The sequence below is a fragment of the Bacillus sp. D48C genome, from assembly GCF_053345735.1.
Genome location: NZ_JBKFAQ010000020.1, coordinates 38,711 through 52,181, shown reverse-complemented (window position 1 = coordinate 52,181; position 13,471 = coordinate 38,711). Strand labels below are relative to the sequence as shown.

The following is a 13,471-nucleotide window of genomic DNA, read 5'->3' as shown; positions in this document are numbered from 1 at the left end:
TGGACAAAATAGTTATTTTGAGAAGATGGAAAATTAAAGTGTTTTATAAATTTTAGACTTATGTATAGAAAGAGTAATCATAAAAAGAATATTGCATACAAAAATGATGCGTATATAATCCAGCCGAATAAAAGTGCGGTATATTTTAAGGTTTTCATGATTACTCCTTTTTGGTTATAGAGTGCTCTATCCAGAAGAAATTTATTAATACTTAAACAAAATTCTTATTTAATTACAAATAAAGAGCGCCATAAAAGGCGCTCAATGACTACTTCTGAGTTGATCATGATTATTTTATGTCGGTTTCTAGTATAGGTGCGTTTTTTATAAAATCTTTATTTAAATATAAAGAGCGCTTTAAAAAGCGCTCTCTGACCAAGATTTTTAATAGAAAATAGGTGTCAGCTCACAAGGCCTAATTTGTAAGCATGAATACATGTGCAACCCATATTAATATATGTATTTTCTTATGAAGTGTGAAAAAACATATATAACAAAATCGTTATTTGAAAATAAATAAAAAAGAGAGCACACATATAAGTGTGCTCCTAGTTTAAAAGGTTTGAACTTATGGAATGGAGTGTTTCCATACAATAACATATGCTTGTCTGATTAAAAGGTGAAAAATTTTTATATAAAAACGCTATTTTATTAGAAAAGGAGAATGAATGATGAAAACATTTACTGTAACGTATACGGAAACTAAGGTGTATGAGGGAATTGTAGAAGCAGAAACATTAGAACAAGCAGCCGATCGTGTTCGTGATGGATATGTCGAAGAAGAGGTGCTAGTTGAAAAAGACATAACTATCGATGAGTTAAAACTGGAACAAACGGAAGAACCGGATAACGTTCGAAGTTTGGTTATAAATTACGGAGAACTTAGTTTTACGAATTTTGAACATGCTGTAAATGTTCTCGCAGAAGAGTATGGATATGAAGGTGAAGCTTGGGAAATGGTTGTGGCGAGTGGAGACTTAGAAATATTATGTGAGTTTCTAAGCGAAGATGGCATAAACGCAGAAATTGAATAAAAACTTCATTTTAGTAGAAACGAGGAATGAGAAATGAACTTAAAGGAGTACGTCGTTTATAAAGGTGAATCATTCGTATGTCTCGGGACCATAAAGGAATGCGCTCAACATATGGGCGTACTTCCTGAAACGGTTAAATATTACACAACACCAACTTATCAGAGAAGGTTAGCAAAACGGAAGAGAGCTAGGAATTACTTAACTGTTACGGTTCTTGAGGAAGATTAGTATAAAAATTTCATTTTGTCATAAATAAAAAGGCGGCTGTTTCCGCAACCGCCTTTTTATAAAACAGAGCCACTTTTTCATATATAACATATGTATGATTCTTGAAAAAAGTTATAGGATATAACGCTATTTTTATAACGAAATTGACGAGCTTAAGTTATAAGGACGGACTGGATATATTATATGAAATCTTGTCTAAAGTGTTCGCAAATAAAAGAGCAGCTAGCAAAATCTAACTGCTCGATACAGATAAGAAGTGAAGGAATACATGGACGGTTAAAAGAGTTCTGGCTTATCGCCCATATATAGTATGTGTTAAATATTAAGGAATATTCGGATGTGTAAAATTAAAAAAGAGCACCTTCGAACAGTGCTCTTTCTCGGAGTGAATTTAAAACATTTAAGCAGGCCTTATGAAGGTGTATTGAAAAGTGTTCAATACAAAGTATGCCACTTTATAAAAAAGGTGATGAAAAATAAAAGAACAGTTAGCAAAAGCTAACTGCTCGGTTCTCCAAGGGGAACAAGGAGAAAGTAACTTAATGGGTTGTCTACAGTATTGACGCGATATTGAGTTTTATTCAGAAGGGACTGAAATATTTTGAGTAATTTTAACGGGGAGAAGTTAACGGAACTTCGGCATTTATTCGGAATGACTCAAGGACAAGGTGCTGAATTGTTAGATGTTGATGTTAATAAGTTGATTGAGATAGAGCGATCAAGAATCACCCCAACATTTAATCAAATACAAGTACTTTGCAAGAGGTTTCATGTTAAACCAAAGTATTTTTATAGCGAATCATTTGTAACTAGTGTGGTAAATCTGAGTTATATTTCTTTTCGATATTAATAAGGAGGTAGAGGTAAATGATTGAGATTAATCTTAAAAGCGGAAGAAGTTTAGGGTGGATATTTGACACTGAACAGGAAATGCAAAAAGCGTGGGAACGAATGGGGACAGTGGATTATACCAAGAAAGGTGCTATTGAATGTAATGGAACTTTAATTCCTTATAGTAGTATTGAATTTCTAAAAATAAAGAAAAACTGAACAAAATAATCCTTTGAATAGAAAGTGAGGTTACTAGTTGATTAGAAAGAGAAAGGCAACAGCTAAGAAAAAGAATGCGCCACGAATCAAACAGAAGAAAGTTACTTATGACGGAATTAACTTCGATTCACAGTCAGAGATGAACTATTACAAGTACTTAAAAAGCAGGGGTGACGTCACTCATATAGAGTGCCACCCTAGTTATATATTAATCCCTTCTTTTGAGATTAAGAGCAGTATAACGAAGCGTGGTAAGTCTAAAAAGCCAGCCTCTAGGTTTACACCAGATTTTAAAGTGACGTACTCAGATGGTCGTGTAGAGGTTGTAGATGTTAAGGGGCATAAGAAGGCAATTAATGAAGGATTCCCATTAAGAAGAAGATTATGGGAGTTTCAAAATCAACAGGAGTTAATCGTTGTGATATGGGACAAGAAGTTAGGTGAATGGACAAGATCATAAAGGAGCTGAACGGATGACAAAGATATATGTTTGGGATCGTATTGAAGGTAACGATAGAGTTATAGATGTGTATTTTTCTAGACCAGCTAAATTTAGTTATATCGATTGGATTTAATGGATAGTGGAACCATGACTAACAGTGTGGTGGGGGCTGTATTGTAGTCATCGTTCCCTTATTCAACAAAGAGATAGTAAAATTTCACGTACCTTACGTGATGTTAAAAAGACAAATTCAAAAATAGGGGGATTACAGATGGAGCAATTAGCATTCTTTCCAGAAATCGACGACAAGACGCAAAAGACAATTGAAAAAGAGGTAATAAAGGTACTGAAAGAATATCGAGCTTTAAAAATTAGAATGGAGAACCAACAGGAAAACAGACTGGAAGGAATCAGCTTATTCCCTGAAATTAGAGATACAAGAAAGATAAGTGATATTAAGTTCAGACAAATAGATAAGGCGTTAACGTATTGTTTAGATGAAGACGAGAGCGAGATCATCAAGAAGAAGTATCTGAGTAACAAAAGATTAAAAGACGAGGTTATATATGAAGAAATCGGATTGTATAAGAATGCGTACTATGCGAAAAAACGAACAGCGCTACGCTTAATCGCTACATCATTAGGAATGATTTAAATAAGAAAGGAAGATGAAAAATGTTATATAGACACTACAAAGGTGGTTTGTATCGTACATTATCAGAATTTGCTTATCACAGTGAAACAGGTGAAGAAATGGTTGTATATATTTCTGTTGAGACAGGGAAGGTTTGGGTTAGACCATCAAAAATGTTTCATGAATCAGTTTTAGATGAAAATGATGCAATAGTACCTAGATTTAGGGAGGTTTTTGAGTGAAAAAGTGGGAGAAAAATAGGACAAAATTAGAGAGTTTTTTAGAGAACTTTGATAGTCAAATCAACAGTATTCTTAATGTACAAGCCCTTTGACAACCGCATATCGAAGAGGATTAGTACACCTATAAGTGAAACGTTCTTATGCGAGAATGTCACGGTAACGTATACCGCATAGTAGGGCGGGCAAGGCGGTAAGAACCCGCGTTAAGACGAAAAGACCAATTAAAACAAATGAAGACATATTCCAGTGTGGCGGGTGTGAAATAACTCGCATTCGTCATGCTGTTTCTAATTTGTATCTATCGTTCAACATAGAAGCCACCTTCTGCGTTGAAAATAGATATAAATCTATTATTCCTGTCATGTTGATTTCTACGAATGGGGGTGTTGCTCATGATTGAGTGAACTCGTTCTAGAAAATCTATATGTTTTGGATTAATACATTTTAAAAGATCTGCTGTATACGTAGCCTGATGATAGTTCATATAGTAATTACTCACGATTCTTACTACATGGGCGTGTAGCCAGGGTGTAAAGAGACTAGTCACCTCTTTACTACAGCCAATATACATCCTGTCGTGTTTAATCCCCTTTTCACGATACATCCCCTATATTGGTTGTAGTAAGGCGGTGGAAAAAGGCAATACCGTCTTGATGTGAATATAAAGATTGATTCCCTTTATATTCGACAATATTTATATCTCATCTGTCACGGGACGAAATATAATAAAAAAAGGTTTGCGAAGGCCATGCGACAGCCGAAGTATTGACCGACTCTACGGAGTATAAACGAGAAGATTCCTAGTCTTCTCCTAGCCACCGAACGTAAAGCGCGTAGCTAATAAGAGCTAAAAAATTATATGATGCGGTGGCTTGGAGAAGGTTGGGAGTACTCAGCCTTGATCTAAGAGAAACTTTGCTATTTGTTTTCTCTCTTTTCTCCCATCCCCTTTATAAAAAGACAAGGAATTATCTTTGTCTTTTTATTTTTGTTATAATTTGAATATAAAGACAAAGGGGCTGATAAGATGGAGAAAAAAGATTTTGTTCATGAAGAAATGAAGAATTGGAAAAGTACATTACAATCAGAGCAAAAAGATCGGTTGGAGGATTTAGAGGTCCTAAGATTACAATTAGAGGTTAGTAACGCTAAGATACATTGTTATAATGTTCTTTTAAACGAAGTGGATGGTAACACCTTTGAAGGTGCAAAGACAGCGCAAGAAGTTAATGATTTGTGTATGGGAGAAGAACAAAATAATAGAGAAATCATTGAAGAAATCCAAGAAATTGAAGAAAAAGTATTAATGCATGGAGCTTTAAATCAAAAGTTAATATCAATAATAGACAATAATTTACAATAAAGCATCCATTATGGATGCTTTTTTATTTGTTATATAGAAATTACACATTAAACAATAATGCGGTGGCGGAATAGGTAGACGAACACATGTAACAGTGTGGAGTGCGGTGTCATCACTCTGACAATGAACCTTGTTAACAGGTTTAATAAACTGACACTATAATCATTGTCATGTAAGGTGCAAATCCTTACCCGCATATAAAACTGAACAAAATGGACATTTGGTTAGGAGGATAATTATTAATGGCTAAGAACAAACTTACTATTAAGGTAGATGCCGACACTCAAGAAGCATTAAAACAAATGAGAGAATTAACTGAAGTGGCAAATGAATGTGTTAGTGCATTCGAGAAGCTAGAAAAGGTCATGAATAGGTTCGAAAAGAAACCAGTACAAATGGTTAATTTTAATCCAGTAATTAAGAATGCTACGAGTGCAAAAGAAATAGCTACAGCAATATGTAGAGGCACTCAAATATAAGTATGATTAAACCAATAGCAATTATCGTAGGCGCTACCGTGTTCTGGGTGGTGTCTTGTTTGTTGTTAAGGAAAGATAAGGGGTGAGGTAATGTTATACGGAGAAAAGTTGCATAAAGAGATTTCGAAGTTTCTTGATGATGTCGAAAATGGTGCTGAAAGACGACCAGATTTAATCGGTCAAACCGGCACTATTACACGTAACATCGAAATAATTGACGCAACAGAAACCGAGCATGGTGTATCAGTACGTGTGAGTGATAATGTAGGTGAGGTATATTGGACAGATTTGAACGATGTTGAGTTGAATTAAGGAAAGATAAGCGCAAACGTGTTGCATTTCACAAAACAAACGAAAATAGAGGAGGGTAACAGATGGAATTATTAAAATGTGATAATTGCGAGAAGGAAATGACACATAACGATAGGTATTACGAAATGAAATTTCATGCTGAACGCTTCTGTGGTCAAATTACGCATAACGAGACTTATTATAATTTCATTAATGGCGGTCCTCCTGTTTATCATTTTTGCAATAAGGAATGTGTATTAGAATGGGCACAAAAATAGAGGAGGAGGAAAATGGACTTAGAGTTATTTAAAGAGGAAGTTAATAAAAGAATGATGGAAAAGCATGCGTTAATGCCACTTGATAAAGACGGGTGGGTAACTGTTATCTATGAATGCCTTTATGTATATAGCGAGAACCGTGAAAAGGAAATATGTAAATCTGTTGCAAAAGAGATGAGAACTGCACAAAAGTATAGGTAGTTAATAAGGTTAAGTTTATGCAGGAAATAACGGTGATTAGATGCTGAAAACCCGCTAAACTACGTTGTGTATAAAAACATGCATAAAGAACTGGTATTATATGTTACAGGAAGTTAGTGTTATCAACGATTTCCCATAATATCGGTTTTTAAGAACTGCCGATAACAATAATTATGTAAACTAAATATAAAACTAGATGCATAGGATATTAATTTCCCTGTATAAATTGAATTTGACTATAAATAAATGAAAATGAGATTCTTTTGAGGTGATAAAGTGCTGATCTATACAGTTATGATGTGGGACCATGCTGATACGGATATTATGTTAGCTACCGCAGATAGAGAAGAAGCGTTAAAAGAATTCGAATCATGTGTAGCATTCTCCTTGCAGGTTTGGGAAAAAGGCGAAGTACTAATTGAAATAATAAACAGTGAAGGTGAATACTTTGCTGATGGTGGATTAGAAAGATATTCAGAAAAAGGGCAACAGTTATTTAATGAGATAGTTGAACAATTACAGTAGCTAATAAGCTGCTTTTTATTTTGTAAGGAGGATGAGATGACGGATTTTGAAAAACACATATTTGAAGAAGTTAAATTTAAAAAGAGAATCGAGTATTTAACTAATTTAGCTATGGAAAATGAAGAGTTAAAAGAATCAGTCAAATCATTATCTGCAACTGTGGATGAACTAAAAAAGAAAGTTGATATTTTAAGTGTACAAGTAAGTGAAAGTAATAGCGCAGATAATATCTTAGGTACTCTCGAGTACGCACTTACAAGAATGAGGGAATCTGAATTAATGGAGGATGAAGGATGAGCGAGATTAATCTCAATGTAAAACTCGGTATTCGTGAATGGTCTCAACCGATTCTTGAAGTTGTAGGTGAATCCATTCAACGAAGAGTAGGGTATGTATTGGATGAGGAAAATGCTATCGAGATGATAAATGGAATTGCTGAAGTTATTGTTAAACATGCAACATTTGTGGAGGGTCCTGTTTATATAAATCCTTATAAACATGATATTTCTATTAGTCCGAACGAATGGAATACTGGTCCTACAAAGACAGCAGGTGGTGGCTCTGGTAGTACTTCTTCTAATCCAAGAACGGTTTTTACTTCTAAAGCTTAAAGAAAGATAAGGGATGAGTAAATGGAAAGATTTCTTAACTCACTAGTAGTTATTTGTTTCATATTAGTTATTCTTGCGTTTATTGGCTTCTGTATAAGTGTGAAAGAGTGCCATGATAAAGGTGGGAAGATGGTTGGTACAGGAGAATATACAACAACAACTCAAATAGTAAACAATCAAGTAATTGTTAGTACGACTGAAAATATGGTTTGTGATAAGGAGTGAAGTTAGATGAAAGGGAGTATTCAAATCTTAAAAGAGATTCCACTTGTAGAAGGTCACACGGTAACTGAGAACGGAAAGAGAAGTACAATATCAGATGCTAAGATCATTATCTATAAAATAAATGAACATAAGGTTGGTACACCAATATTAGTAAAGTCTATGAAAGAAGAAGATTTGTATGCAGATAGTGATGATACCGAAGATTATAACAAAGATTAATTAATCACTAAATTTACAGAAGAGATTATCGTGAGGTGGGTGAATGGCTAAGGAATACAGTAAAAAGTTTTATAAGTCAACAGTATGGGAGAAGTGCAGAGAATCATACATCGCTACAACGTTAGATGGCATGTGTGAGCATTGCAAAGAAGTACCGGGATATATCGTTGACCATATTGTTGAGATAACACCAGAGACTATAGACAATCCAGATATCACATTGAATCATGAGAACCTACAGTACCTATGCTTACCTTGTCATAACACTAAGACGTTTGGTAAAGCTGTATTGATTAGAGAAGATGTAATGTTTGATGAGAATGGTGATTTGATTAGGAGGGATTAGTAATGAATCAATACAAAGTAAAACTTAGAGGTGAACAACCTATGATTGTAGTTGGAAATATTATTTTATTTGATAAAGCATTACCACTAAATAGAAAAGATATAACTCATTATTTTAATGTGGATGATGTTATTAGCATCATTGATATTTCAAACGAAAAAATATCAGATAGCCCCCCCTATCAAAAATAAACTAAGGGTCTATAGGGGGACCGAGAGGGGAGCTTCGTGTAACACACAGGTCATTCCGCGTGACCCCCCTACCCCAATACGAGAAAAAGTGAGGTGTTATTGATGGCAATAAAGAAAGAATTAACAAAAGAAGAACGAGTTAAGAAGGAAGTAAACAGACTTAAACGGATTTATAAAGAGATGCCAAAAGATACCCTCATGGTTGTAGAGGGGTTAATTGTTGAAGCAGCAGACTTAAGGGTTCGGCTAGAAGATATTAGAAAAGATCTTGATGAGAACGGTTATGATGAAATGTTCTCGCAATCAGAGAATCAAGAACCGTATGAAAGAGAGCGTCCACAAGCTAGGCGTTATATATCGATGAATAAAAACTACCAATCTATCATGAAACAACTTGGCGATTATGTTCCTAAAATACCACCAAAACCCAAGGAGAATAGCGACGGGTTTGATGATTTTGTAAATGGCCGTGATTAAGTACCCTCTATCTTATAATCCAATTTTGGAATACTGGTACAAAATAAAAACTAAACAAGAAATTGTATCAGACAAAGTAAGGCGGGTTTATAAAAAGCTCGTTACAGACCTTAGTAGTACAAAAAGTGAATGGGAATATAACGCCAAACGTGCAAATCATGCAATAGAATTTGTTGAGAATTTTTGCAAACACAGTAAAGGTAAAATGGGTGGTAAACCATTCTTATTAGAGTTGTGGCAAAAAGCTATGACAGCTGCTTTATTTGGGTTTGTTCATAAAATAGATGGTATAAGAAAATACCGTGAGTTTATGTTAATTGTTGCCCGTAAAAACGGAAAATCGGCTTGGGGTTCAGCAATTGCGCTTTATTTAATGGTTGCTGATAATGAACCAGGTCCAGAAATCGTATCGGCAGCAACTAAAAAAGACCAAGCTAAGATTATTTGGTCTGAAGCAAAGAGAATGGTGAAAAAATCACCAATCCTTTCTAAAAGAATTCGTACGTTAGTAGCTGAAATGATTTCAGATTTTAACGATGGTTCTTTCAAACCTCTTTCAAGCGATTCAAATACACTTGATGGACTTAACGTGCATTGTTCATTAATAGATGAACTACATGCTATTGAAGACAAGAATCTTTATGACGTTATTGTTGATGGTATGACGGCCCGTGAACAGCCAATATCAATTATTACAACAACTGCTGGTACGGTTCGTGAAGGGATTTTTGATATCAAATATGAAGAAGCTGAACGTATTATCAATGGTTACGATGATCCAGATGGTTATAAAGATGAACGAGTTCTTCCTATTATTTATGAATTGGATAAACGCGAAGAGTGGACAGAAGAGTCTAGTTGGAAAAAAGCGAATCCAGGATTAGGTACAATCAAAAATTTAGACCAATTAAGAAGCAAAGTTGAAAAAGCAAAAGCAAATGCTATGCTTGTTAAGAACTTACTTACAAAAGATTTTAATATTAGAGAAACGTCAACAGAAGCATGGTTAACATTTGAACAATTAAATAACACTGCAATATTTGATATTGCAGAATTAAAACCTTCCTATGGTATTGGTGGTTGTGATTTATCTTCGACAACCGACTTAACTGCAGCGAAGGTTATTTTTATGCTTCCAGATGACAAAAACATATATGTGAAGCAAATGTACTGGTTACCTGAAGATTTATTAGAGCAAAGAAGTAAAGAAGATAAAATACCATACGATTTGTGGTATGAACAAGATCTTTTAAGAACTACTCCAGGAAATTCAGTTCATTATAAGTATGTTACTGAATGGTTTTTAGAAATTAGAGATGAATACGGCATTTATCTCCCTTGGATTGGTTATGATAGATGGTCAGCGAAGTATTGGGTTGAAGAAATGGAAGGTTATTTTGGTAAAGAAGCTATGGTTCCAGTTGCACAAGGTAAACAAACACTTTCAAGTCCAATGAAATTATTAGGGGCTGACTTGGAATCAAAATTGGTGAATTACAACAACAATCCAATTGATAAATGGTGTCTTTCTAATACCGCTATTGATATCGATAAGAACTTAAATATACAACCAAATAAGACAAAGAACCAAAGACGCCGTATCGATGGAACGGCAGCGCTTTTAAACGCTTATGTAATCCTTCAAGAGAAGAGAAATGATTATCTCAACATGATTTAAGAAGGAGGTGAGAAATTGGGATTATTCGATAAGATATTTGGGAAGAAACAAGCTCCTACAACAACTCGTTTTGAAATGATAAACGACAATGGCGGAGGCTTTTTCTCATGGCATGGCGATATTTATCAAAGTGATATTATACGAGCCTGTATTCGCCCTAAAGCAAAAGCTGTTGGAAAACTTATTGCGAAACATATTCGTGATAATGGTAATGAATTTAAAATTAATCCAGAACCATATATAAGATTCATATTGGAAGAGCCTAATCCTTTAATGACAGGACAAATGTTTCAAGAAAAAATGGCCATTCAATTAGAGTTGAATCATAATGCTTTTGCCTATATTAAGCGTGATGATTATGGTTATGCTACCGAGATATATCCTATCCCCTGTACAACAGTAGAAGTAGTTGAAGGAGCATATGGAGATATCTTTTTGAAGTTCTACTTTAAGAATGGTAAACAAATGACTATACCGTATGCAGATGTAATTCATTTGCGTAAGGACTTTAATGATAATGATTTTTTCGGAGAACATCCAGGAAACGCATTGTCACAGTTAATGGAGATTGTTACAACTACTGATCAAGGTATTGTTAAAGCGATTAAAAATAGTGCAGTAGTAAAGTGGATTCTTAAATTTAAATCAGTATTAAAACAAGAAGATATTGATAATCAAGTTAAGAATTTCGTTAATAACTATTTAAATATTGCTAATGATGGAGGAGCAGCTTCTTCTGATCCACGATATGATTTAGAACAAGTTAAACCGGAAGCGTTTGTTCCAGACTCAAAGCAAATGCAAGAAACCGTACAGCGTATTTATAATTTCTTCAATACAAACGATAAGATTATACAAAGTAAATACAATGAAGACGAGTGGAATGCCTATTATGAATCAGAAATAGAACCATTTGCGATGCAGCTTGCTGGAGAATATACCAGGAAGCTTTTTTCACGTAAAGAAAGAGGATTTGGGAACAAAATCATTTTTGAATCTTCTTCTCTCCAATACGCTTCTATGAGTACAAAAATGAATCTAGTTCAAATGGTAGACAGAGGTTCGTTAACGCCGAACGAATGGAGAGCAATTTTATCGCTTGGTCCAATTGAAGGTGGCGATAAACCTATTAGAAGGCTGGATACAGCACTAGTTAAAGAAGGAAAAGTCGCTGATGAAGGAGGTGATAATAATGAACCAAACGGAAAAGAGGGAGCTACTGAGTAGTAACCTAGAAATAAGAGAAGTTGAAGGCGGTCTTCGAACAATTGTCGGATATGCAGTTAAATGGGAAATGAAGTCTGTGACAATGGGTTACTGGAGACGATTTAAAGAACAGTTTAAACGCGGAGCTTTTACAGATTCTTTAACACAGGATGATCAATTAGCGTTATGGAGCCATGATTATTCTCAAGTTTTAGGTAGAACTAAGAATGGGACTCTACGATTGTTTGAAGATGAAATTGGACTTCGATTCGAATTAGATTTAGCTGATACAACGCTAGGTGATGATACGTATAAAACTATTAAGCGCGGTGATGTTGACGGCGTTTCTTTTGGCTTCCAAATGGTAAAAGAAGAATGGGATGAATCTGATCCAGATAACATTGTACGTAGTGTTACAAGGGCGAAATTAGTTGAAATTAGCCCTGTCGCCTTCCCAGCTTATCCAGATTCTCAAGTCTCAGCCAGAAGTCATGATCCATATAAACAATTTGTAGATGAACGTAATCAAAAAGACTTACGAAAAAAACTAATTTTAAAAACTTACTTATAAGGGAGAGATTTATTTGAAAACACTACAAGAAATTTTAGCTAGAAAAGCAGAAATTCGCACTTTACTACAAGGTGACCAAGAAGTTGATTTAGCAGCATTTGAAACTGAATTACGTGAACTTGACGAAGCGCAAAAACAAATCGAAACTCGTCAACGTTTACTGAAAGAAGCTGAGGTTATTAATAACAATGCTGAAACAGAAACGCGTACAGTAGTTGAAACATTTAACAATGAGACACCTCAACCAGATGTAGAGTTAGAAGCTTCAGAAAAACGTGGACAAGCATTGATGGAAAACCGTGCTGTTACTGTAGGAAGCGGAAATGTAGTATTACCAAAACATAGCGCTTCAGATATTCGACCTACTTTTAATGAAGTTTCTACACTGATTGATCGTGTATCTACAAAAACATTAAAAGGTGGAGAAAGCTACCAACAACCATACCTCGAAAGCTATGGTGAAGGTGATTATACAACTGAAGGTAGTGATTATGCTAATACCGAGACAAAATTTGGATATGCAGACATCACTAAAGCAAAGGTTACAGCTTATTCAGAAGACACAGAAGAGCTTCAAAAGTTACCAGCAGCTGATTACGATGGTGAAGTAATGAAAGGTATCACTGTAGCTACTCGTAAAAAGTTAACTCGTGAAATTTTAATTGGTACAGGTGCAACTAATCGACTTGTTGGTATTTTTTCAGCAGCAGCTAAAGCGATTGATCCAGCAACAGATTTAGAAATCTCAAAAATTGATGCTTCCACTTTAGATGACATTATCTATAGCTATGGTGGAGATGAAGATGTTGAAGATGCAGCTGTTTTAATTCTGAATAAAAAGGATTTAAAATCATTCGCTAAACTTCGTAGTTCTGATGGTAAAAAAGTGTACAACGTTGTTTCTCATGGCAACTCCGGAACAATTGATGGTGTACCGTTTATTATTAATAGTGCATGTAAAGCAGTATCTGATGCAGCAACTACAGCTGGTCAATTTAATATGGCTTACGGTCCATTATCAAACTACCAACTTACTATCTTCTCTGATATGGATGTGCAACGTTCAACTGACTTCAAATTTAAGCAAGGTATGATCGCTCATAGAGGTTCAGTATTTGCAGGTGGTAATGTAATCTCTAAAAATGGATTCTTACGTGTTAAGAAAGCGGCTACTGTTTAA

General features: G+C 34.9%; 24 protein-coding genes. All 24 read left to right on the top strand.

The window, feature by feature from the left end:
* The first annotated feature begins 824 nt into the window (after window positions 1-824).
* The 24 genes from ACLBXA_RS28290 (at window position 825) to ACLBXA_RS28175 (ending at window position 13,471) form a co-directional block, all read left to right on the top strand.
* The gene (locus ACLBXA_RS28290; protein ID WP_345742617.1) at window positions 825-1,034 is read left to right on the top strand and encodes a hypothetical protein; all 210 of its coding nucleotides are present in this window, start codon (window positions 825-827) and stop codon (window positions 1,032-1,034) included.
* A 33-nt stretch (window positions 1,035-1,067) separates the two neighbouring features.
* Window positions 1,068-1,262, top strand: coding sequence for a hypothetical protein (locus ACLBXA_RS28285; protein ID WP_098039933.1), 195 nt, complete (start codon window positions 1,068-1,070; stop codon window positions 1,260-1,262).
* Between the two features lie 601 nt (window positions 1,263-1,863).
* Window positions 1,864-2,112 carry a helix-turn-helix transcriptional regulator gene (locus tag ACLBXA_RS28280; protein ID WP_100651078.1) on the top strand — a complete coding sequence of 83 codons (249 nt, stop codon included), beginning with the start codon at window positions 1,864-1,866 and terminating at the stop codon, window positions 2,110-2,112.
* A 17-nt stretch (window positions 2,113-2,129) separates the two neighbouring features.
* On the top strand, window positions 2,130-2,312 hold the full coding sequence (locus ACLBXA_RS28275) for a hypothetical protein (protein WP_447617680.1): 183 nt from the start codon (window positions 2,130-2,132) through the stop codon (window positions 2,310-2,312).
* Between the two features lie 37 nt (window positions 2,313-2,349).
* Window positions 2,350-2,772, top strand: coding sequence for a DUF1064 domain-containing protein (locus ACLBXA_RS28270; protein ID WP_447617679.1), 423 nt, complete (start codon window positions 2,350-2,352; stop codon window positions 2,770-2,772).
* 253 nt (window positions 2,773-3,025) lie between these two features.
* On the top strand, window positions 3,026-3,409 hold the full coding sequence (locus ACLBXA_RS28265) for an ArpU family phage packaging/lysis transcriptional regulator (protein WP_447617678.1): 384 nt from the start codon (window positions 3,026-3,028) through the stop codon (window positions 3,407-3,409).
* Between the two features lie 20 nt (window positions 3,410-3,429).
* Complete coding sequence (locus ACLBXA_RS28260) at window positions 3,430-3,630, top strand: DUF1653 domain-containing protein (protein WP_447617677.1); 201 nt, start codon at window positions 3,430-3,432, stop codon at window positions 3,628-3,630.
* A gap of 1,027 nt (window positions 3,631-4,657) precedes the next feature.
* The gene (locus ACLBXA_RS28255; protein WP_447617676.1) at window positions 4,658-4,993 is read left to right on the top strand and encodes a hypothetical protein; all 336 of its coding nucleotides are present in this window, start codon (window positions 4,658-4,660) and stop codon (window positions 4,991-4,993) included.
* Window positions 4,994-5,235: 242 nt separating this feature from the next.
* The gene (locus tag ACLBXA_RS28250) at window positions 5,236-5,472 is read left to right on the top strand and encodes a hypothetical protein (protein ID WP_447617675.1); all 237 of its coding nucleotides are present in this window, start codon (window positions 5,236-5,238) and stop codon (window positions 5,470-5,472) included.
* A gap of 90 nt (window positions 5,473-5,562) precedes the next feature.
* Complete coding sequence (locus ACLBXA_RS28245) at window positions 5,563-5,784, top strand: hypothetical protein (protein WP_335390784.1); 222 nt, start codon at window positions 5,563-5,565, stop codon at window positions 5,782-5,784.
* 62 nt (window positions 5,785-5,846) lie between these two features.
* Window positions 5,847-6,041 (top strand): hypothetical protein, encoded by a 195-nt coding sequence (locus ACLBXA_RS28240; protein WP_447617674.1) that lies wholly within the window; start codon window positions 5,847-5,849, stop codon window positions 6,039-6,041.
* Between the two features lie 12 nt (window positions 6,042-6,053).
* Window positions 6,054-6,242, top strand: a complete 189-nt coding sequence (locus ACLBXA_RS28235) for a hypothetical protein (protein WP_447617673.1) — start codon at window positions 6,054-6,056, stop codon at window positions 6,240-6,242.
* Window positions 6,243-6,518: 276 nt separating this feature from the next.
* Complete coding sequence (locus tag ACLBXA_RS28230; protein ID WP_447617672.1) at window positions 6,519-6,767, top strand: hypothetical protein; 249 nt, start codon at window positions 6,519-6,521, stop codon at window positions 6,765-6,767.
* Window positions 6,768-6,803: 36 nt separating this feature from the next.
* On the top strand, window positions 6,804-7,064 hold the full coding sequence (locus ACLBXA_RS28225) for a hypothetical protein (protein WP_447617671.1): 261 nt from the start codon (window positions 6,804-6,806) through the stop codon (window positions 7,062-7,064).
* Window positions 7,061-7,378 (top strand): hypothetical protein, encoded by a 318-nt coding sequence (locus ACLBXA_RS28220; RefSeq protein WP_447617670.1) that lies wholly within the window; start codon window positions 7,061-7,063, stop codon window positions 7,376-7,378. The genes ACLBXA_RS28225 and ACLBXA_RS28220 overlap by 4 nt, the downstream gene beginning before the upstream one ends.
* 21 nt (window positions 7,379-7,399) lie before the next feature.
* Window positions 7,400-7,603, top strand: a complete 204-nt coding sequence (locus tag ACLBXA_RS28215) for a hypothetical protein (RefSeq protein ID WP_098282746.1) — start codon at window positions 7,400-7,402, stop codon at window positions 7,601-7,603.
* A gap of 6 nt (window positions 7,604-7,609) precedes the next feature.
* Window positions 7,610-7,822, top strand: coding sequence for a hypothetical protein (locus ACLBXA_RS28210; protein WP_447617669.1), 213 nt, complete (start codon window positions 7,610-7,612; stop codon window positions 7,820-7,822).
* 43 nt (window positions 7,823-7,865) lie between these two features.
* Window positions 7,866-8,168: an HNH endonuclease signature motif containing protein gene (locus ACLBXA_RS28205; protein ID WP_447617668.1), complete on the top strand. Its 303-nt coding sequence runs from the start codon at window positions 7,866-7,868 to the stop codon at window positions 8,166-8,168.
* 2 nt (window positions 8,169-8,170) lie between these two features.
* Entirely contained in the window at window positions 8,171-8,359 is a 189-nt protein-coding gene (locus ACLBXA_RS28200) for a hypothetical protein (protein ID WP_447617667.1), read from the top strand.
* Window positions 8,360-8,461: 102 nt separating this feature from the next.
* A complete protein-coding gene (locus ACLBXA_RS28195) occupies window positions 8,462-8,836 on the top strand; it encodes a hypothetical protein (RefSeq protein WP_000985225.1) in 375 nt (124 codons plus the stop codon).
* Complete coding sequence (locus ACLBXA_RS28190) at window positions 8,823-10,514, top strand: terminase large subunit (RefSeq protein WP_447617666.1); 1,692 nt, start codon at window positions 8,823-8,825, stop codon at window positions 10,512-10,514. Before ACLBXA_RS28195 ends, ACLBXA_RS28190 begins: the two co-directional genes overlap by 14 nt.
* A gap of 15 nt (window positions 10,515-10,529) precedes the next feature.
* Window positions 10,530-11,741, top strand: coding sequence for a phage portal protein (locus tag ACLBXA_RS28185; protein WP_325764574.1), 1,212 nt, complete (start codon window positions 10,530-10,532; stop codon window positions 11,739-11,741).
* Complete coding sequence (locus ACLBXA_RS28180) at window positions 11,707-12,291, top strand: HK97 family phage prohead protease (protein ID WP_070179834.1); 585 nt, start codon at window positions 11,707-11,709, stop codon at window positions 12,289-12,291. The genes ACLBXA_RS28185 and ACLBXA_RS28180 overlap by 35 nt, the downstream gene beginning before the upstream one ends.
* 13 nt (window positions 12,292-12,304) lie before the next feature.
* Entirely contained in the window at window positions 12,305-13,471 is a 1,167-nt protein-coding gene (locus tag ACLBXA_RS28175; protein ID WP_447617665.1) for a phage major capsid protein, read from the top strand.

What these genes read in the sequence shown, in the direction of transcription:
- ACLBXA_RS28195 (WP_000985225.1), top strand. Translation starts at nt 8,462, where the DNA reads ATGGCAATAAAGAAAGAATTAACAAAAGAAGAACGAGTTAAGAAGGAA.
- ACLBXA_RS28260 (WP_447617677.1), top strand. Translation starts at nt 3,430, where the DNA reads ATGTTATATAGACACTACAAAGGTGGTTTGTATCGTACATTATCAGAA.
- ACLBXA_RS28250 (WP_447617675.1), top strand. Translation starts at nt 5,236, where the DNA reads ATGGCTAAGAACAAACTTACTATTAAGGTAGATGCCGACACTCAAGAA.
- ACLBXA_RS28255 (WP_447617676.1), top strand. Translation starts at nt 4,658, where the DNA reads ATGGAGAAAAAAGATTTTGTTCATGAAGAAATGAAGAATTGGAAAAGT.
- ACLBXA_RS28200 (WP_447617667.1), top strand. Translation starts at nt 8,171, where the DNA reads ATGAATCAATACAAAGTAAAACTTAGAGGTGAACAACCTATGATTGTA.
- ACLBXA_RS28210 (WP_447617669.1), top strand. Translation starts at nt 7,610, where the DNA reads ATGAAAGGGAGTATTCAAATCTTAAAAGAGATTCCACTTGTAGAAGGT.
- ACLBXA_RS28225 (WP_447617671.1), top strand. Translation starts at nt 6,804, where the DNA reads ATGACGGATTTTGAAAAACACATATTTGAAGAAGTTAAATTTAAAAAG.
- ACLBXA_RS28220 (WP_447617670.1), top strand. Translation starts at nt 7,061, where the DNA reads ATGAGCGAGATTAATCTCAATGTAAAACTCGGTATTCGTGAATGGTCT.
- ACLBXA_RS28205 (WP_447617668.1), top strand. Translation starts at nt 7,866, where the DNA reads ATGGCTAAGGAATACAGTAAAAAGTTTTATAAGTCAACAGTATGGGAG.
- ACLBXA_RS28180 (WP_070179834.1), top strand. Translation starts at nt 11,707, where the DNA reads ATGAACCAAACGGAAAAGAGGGAGCTACTGAGTAGTAACCTAGAAATA.
- ACLBXA_RS28240 (WP_447617674.1), top strand. Translation starts at nt 5,847, where the DNA reads ATGGAATTATTAAAATGTGATAATTGCGAGAAGGAAATGACACATAAC.
- ACLBXA_RS28235 (WP_447617673.1), top strand. Translation starts at nt 6,054, where the DNA reads ATGGACTTAGAGTTATTTAAAGAGGAAGTTAATAAAAGAATGATGGAA.
- ACLBXA_RS28215 (WP_098282746.1), top strand. Translation starts at nt 7,400, where the DNA reads ATGGAAAGATTTCTTAACTCACTAGTAGTTATTTGTTTCATATTAGTT.
- ACLBXA_RS28190 (WP_447617666.1), top strand. Translation starts at nt 8,823, where the DNA reads ATGGCCGTGATTAAGTACCCTCTATCTTATAATCCAATTTTGGAATAC.
- ACLBXA_RS28245 (WP_335390784.1), top strand. Translation starts at nt 5,563, where the DNA reads ATGTTATACGGAGAAAAGTTGCATAAAGAGATTTCGAAGTTTCTTGAT.
- ACLBXA_RS28275 (WP_447617680.1), top strand. Translation starts at nt 2,130, where the DNA reads ATGATTGAGATTAATCTTAAAAGCGGAAGAAGTTTAGGGTGGATATTT.
- ACLBXA_RS28285 (WP_098039933.1), top strand. Translation starts at nt 1,068, where the DNA reads ATGAACTTAAAGGAGTACGTCGTTTATAAAGGTGAATCATTCGTATGT.
- ACLBXA_RS28265 (WP_447617678.1), top strand. Translation starts at nt 3,026, where the DNA reads ATGGAGCAATTAGCATTCTTTCCAGAAATCGACGACAAGACGCAAAAG.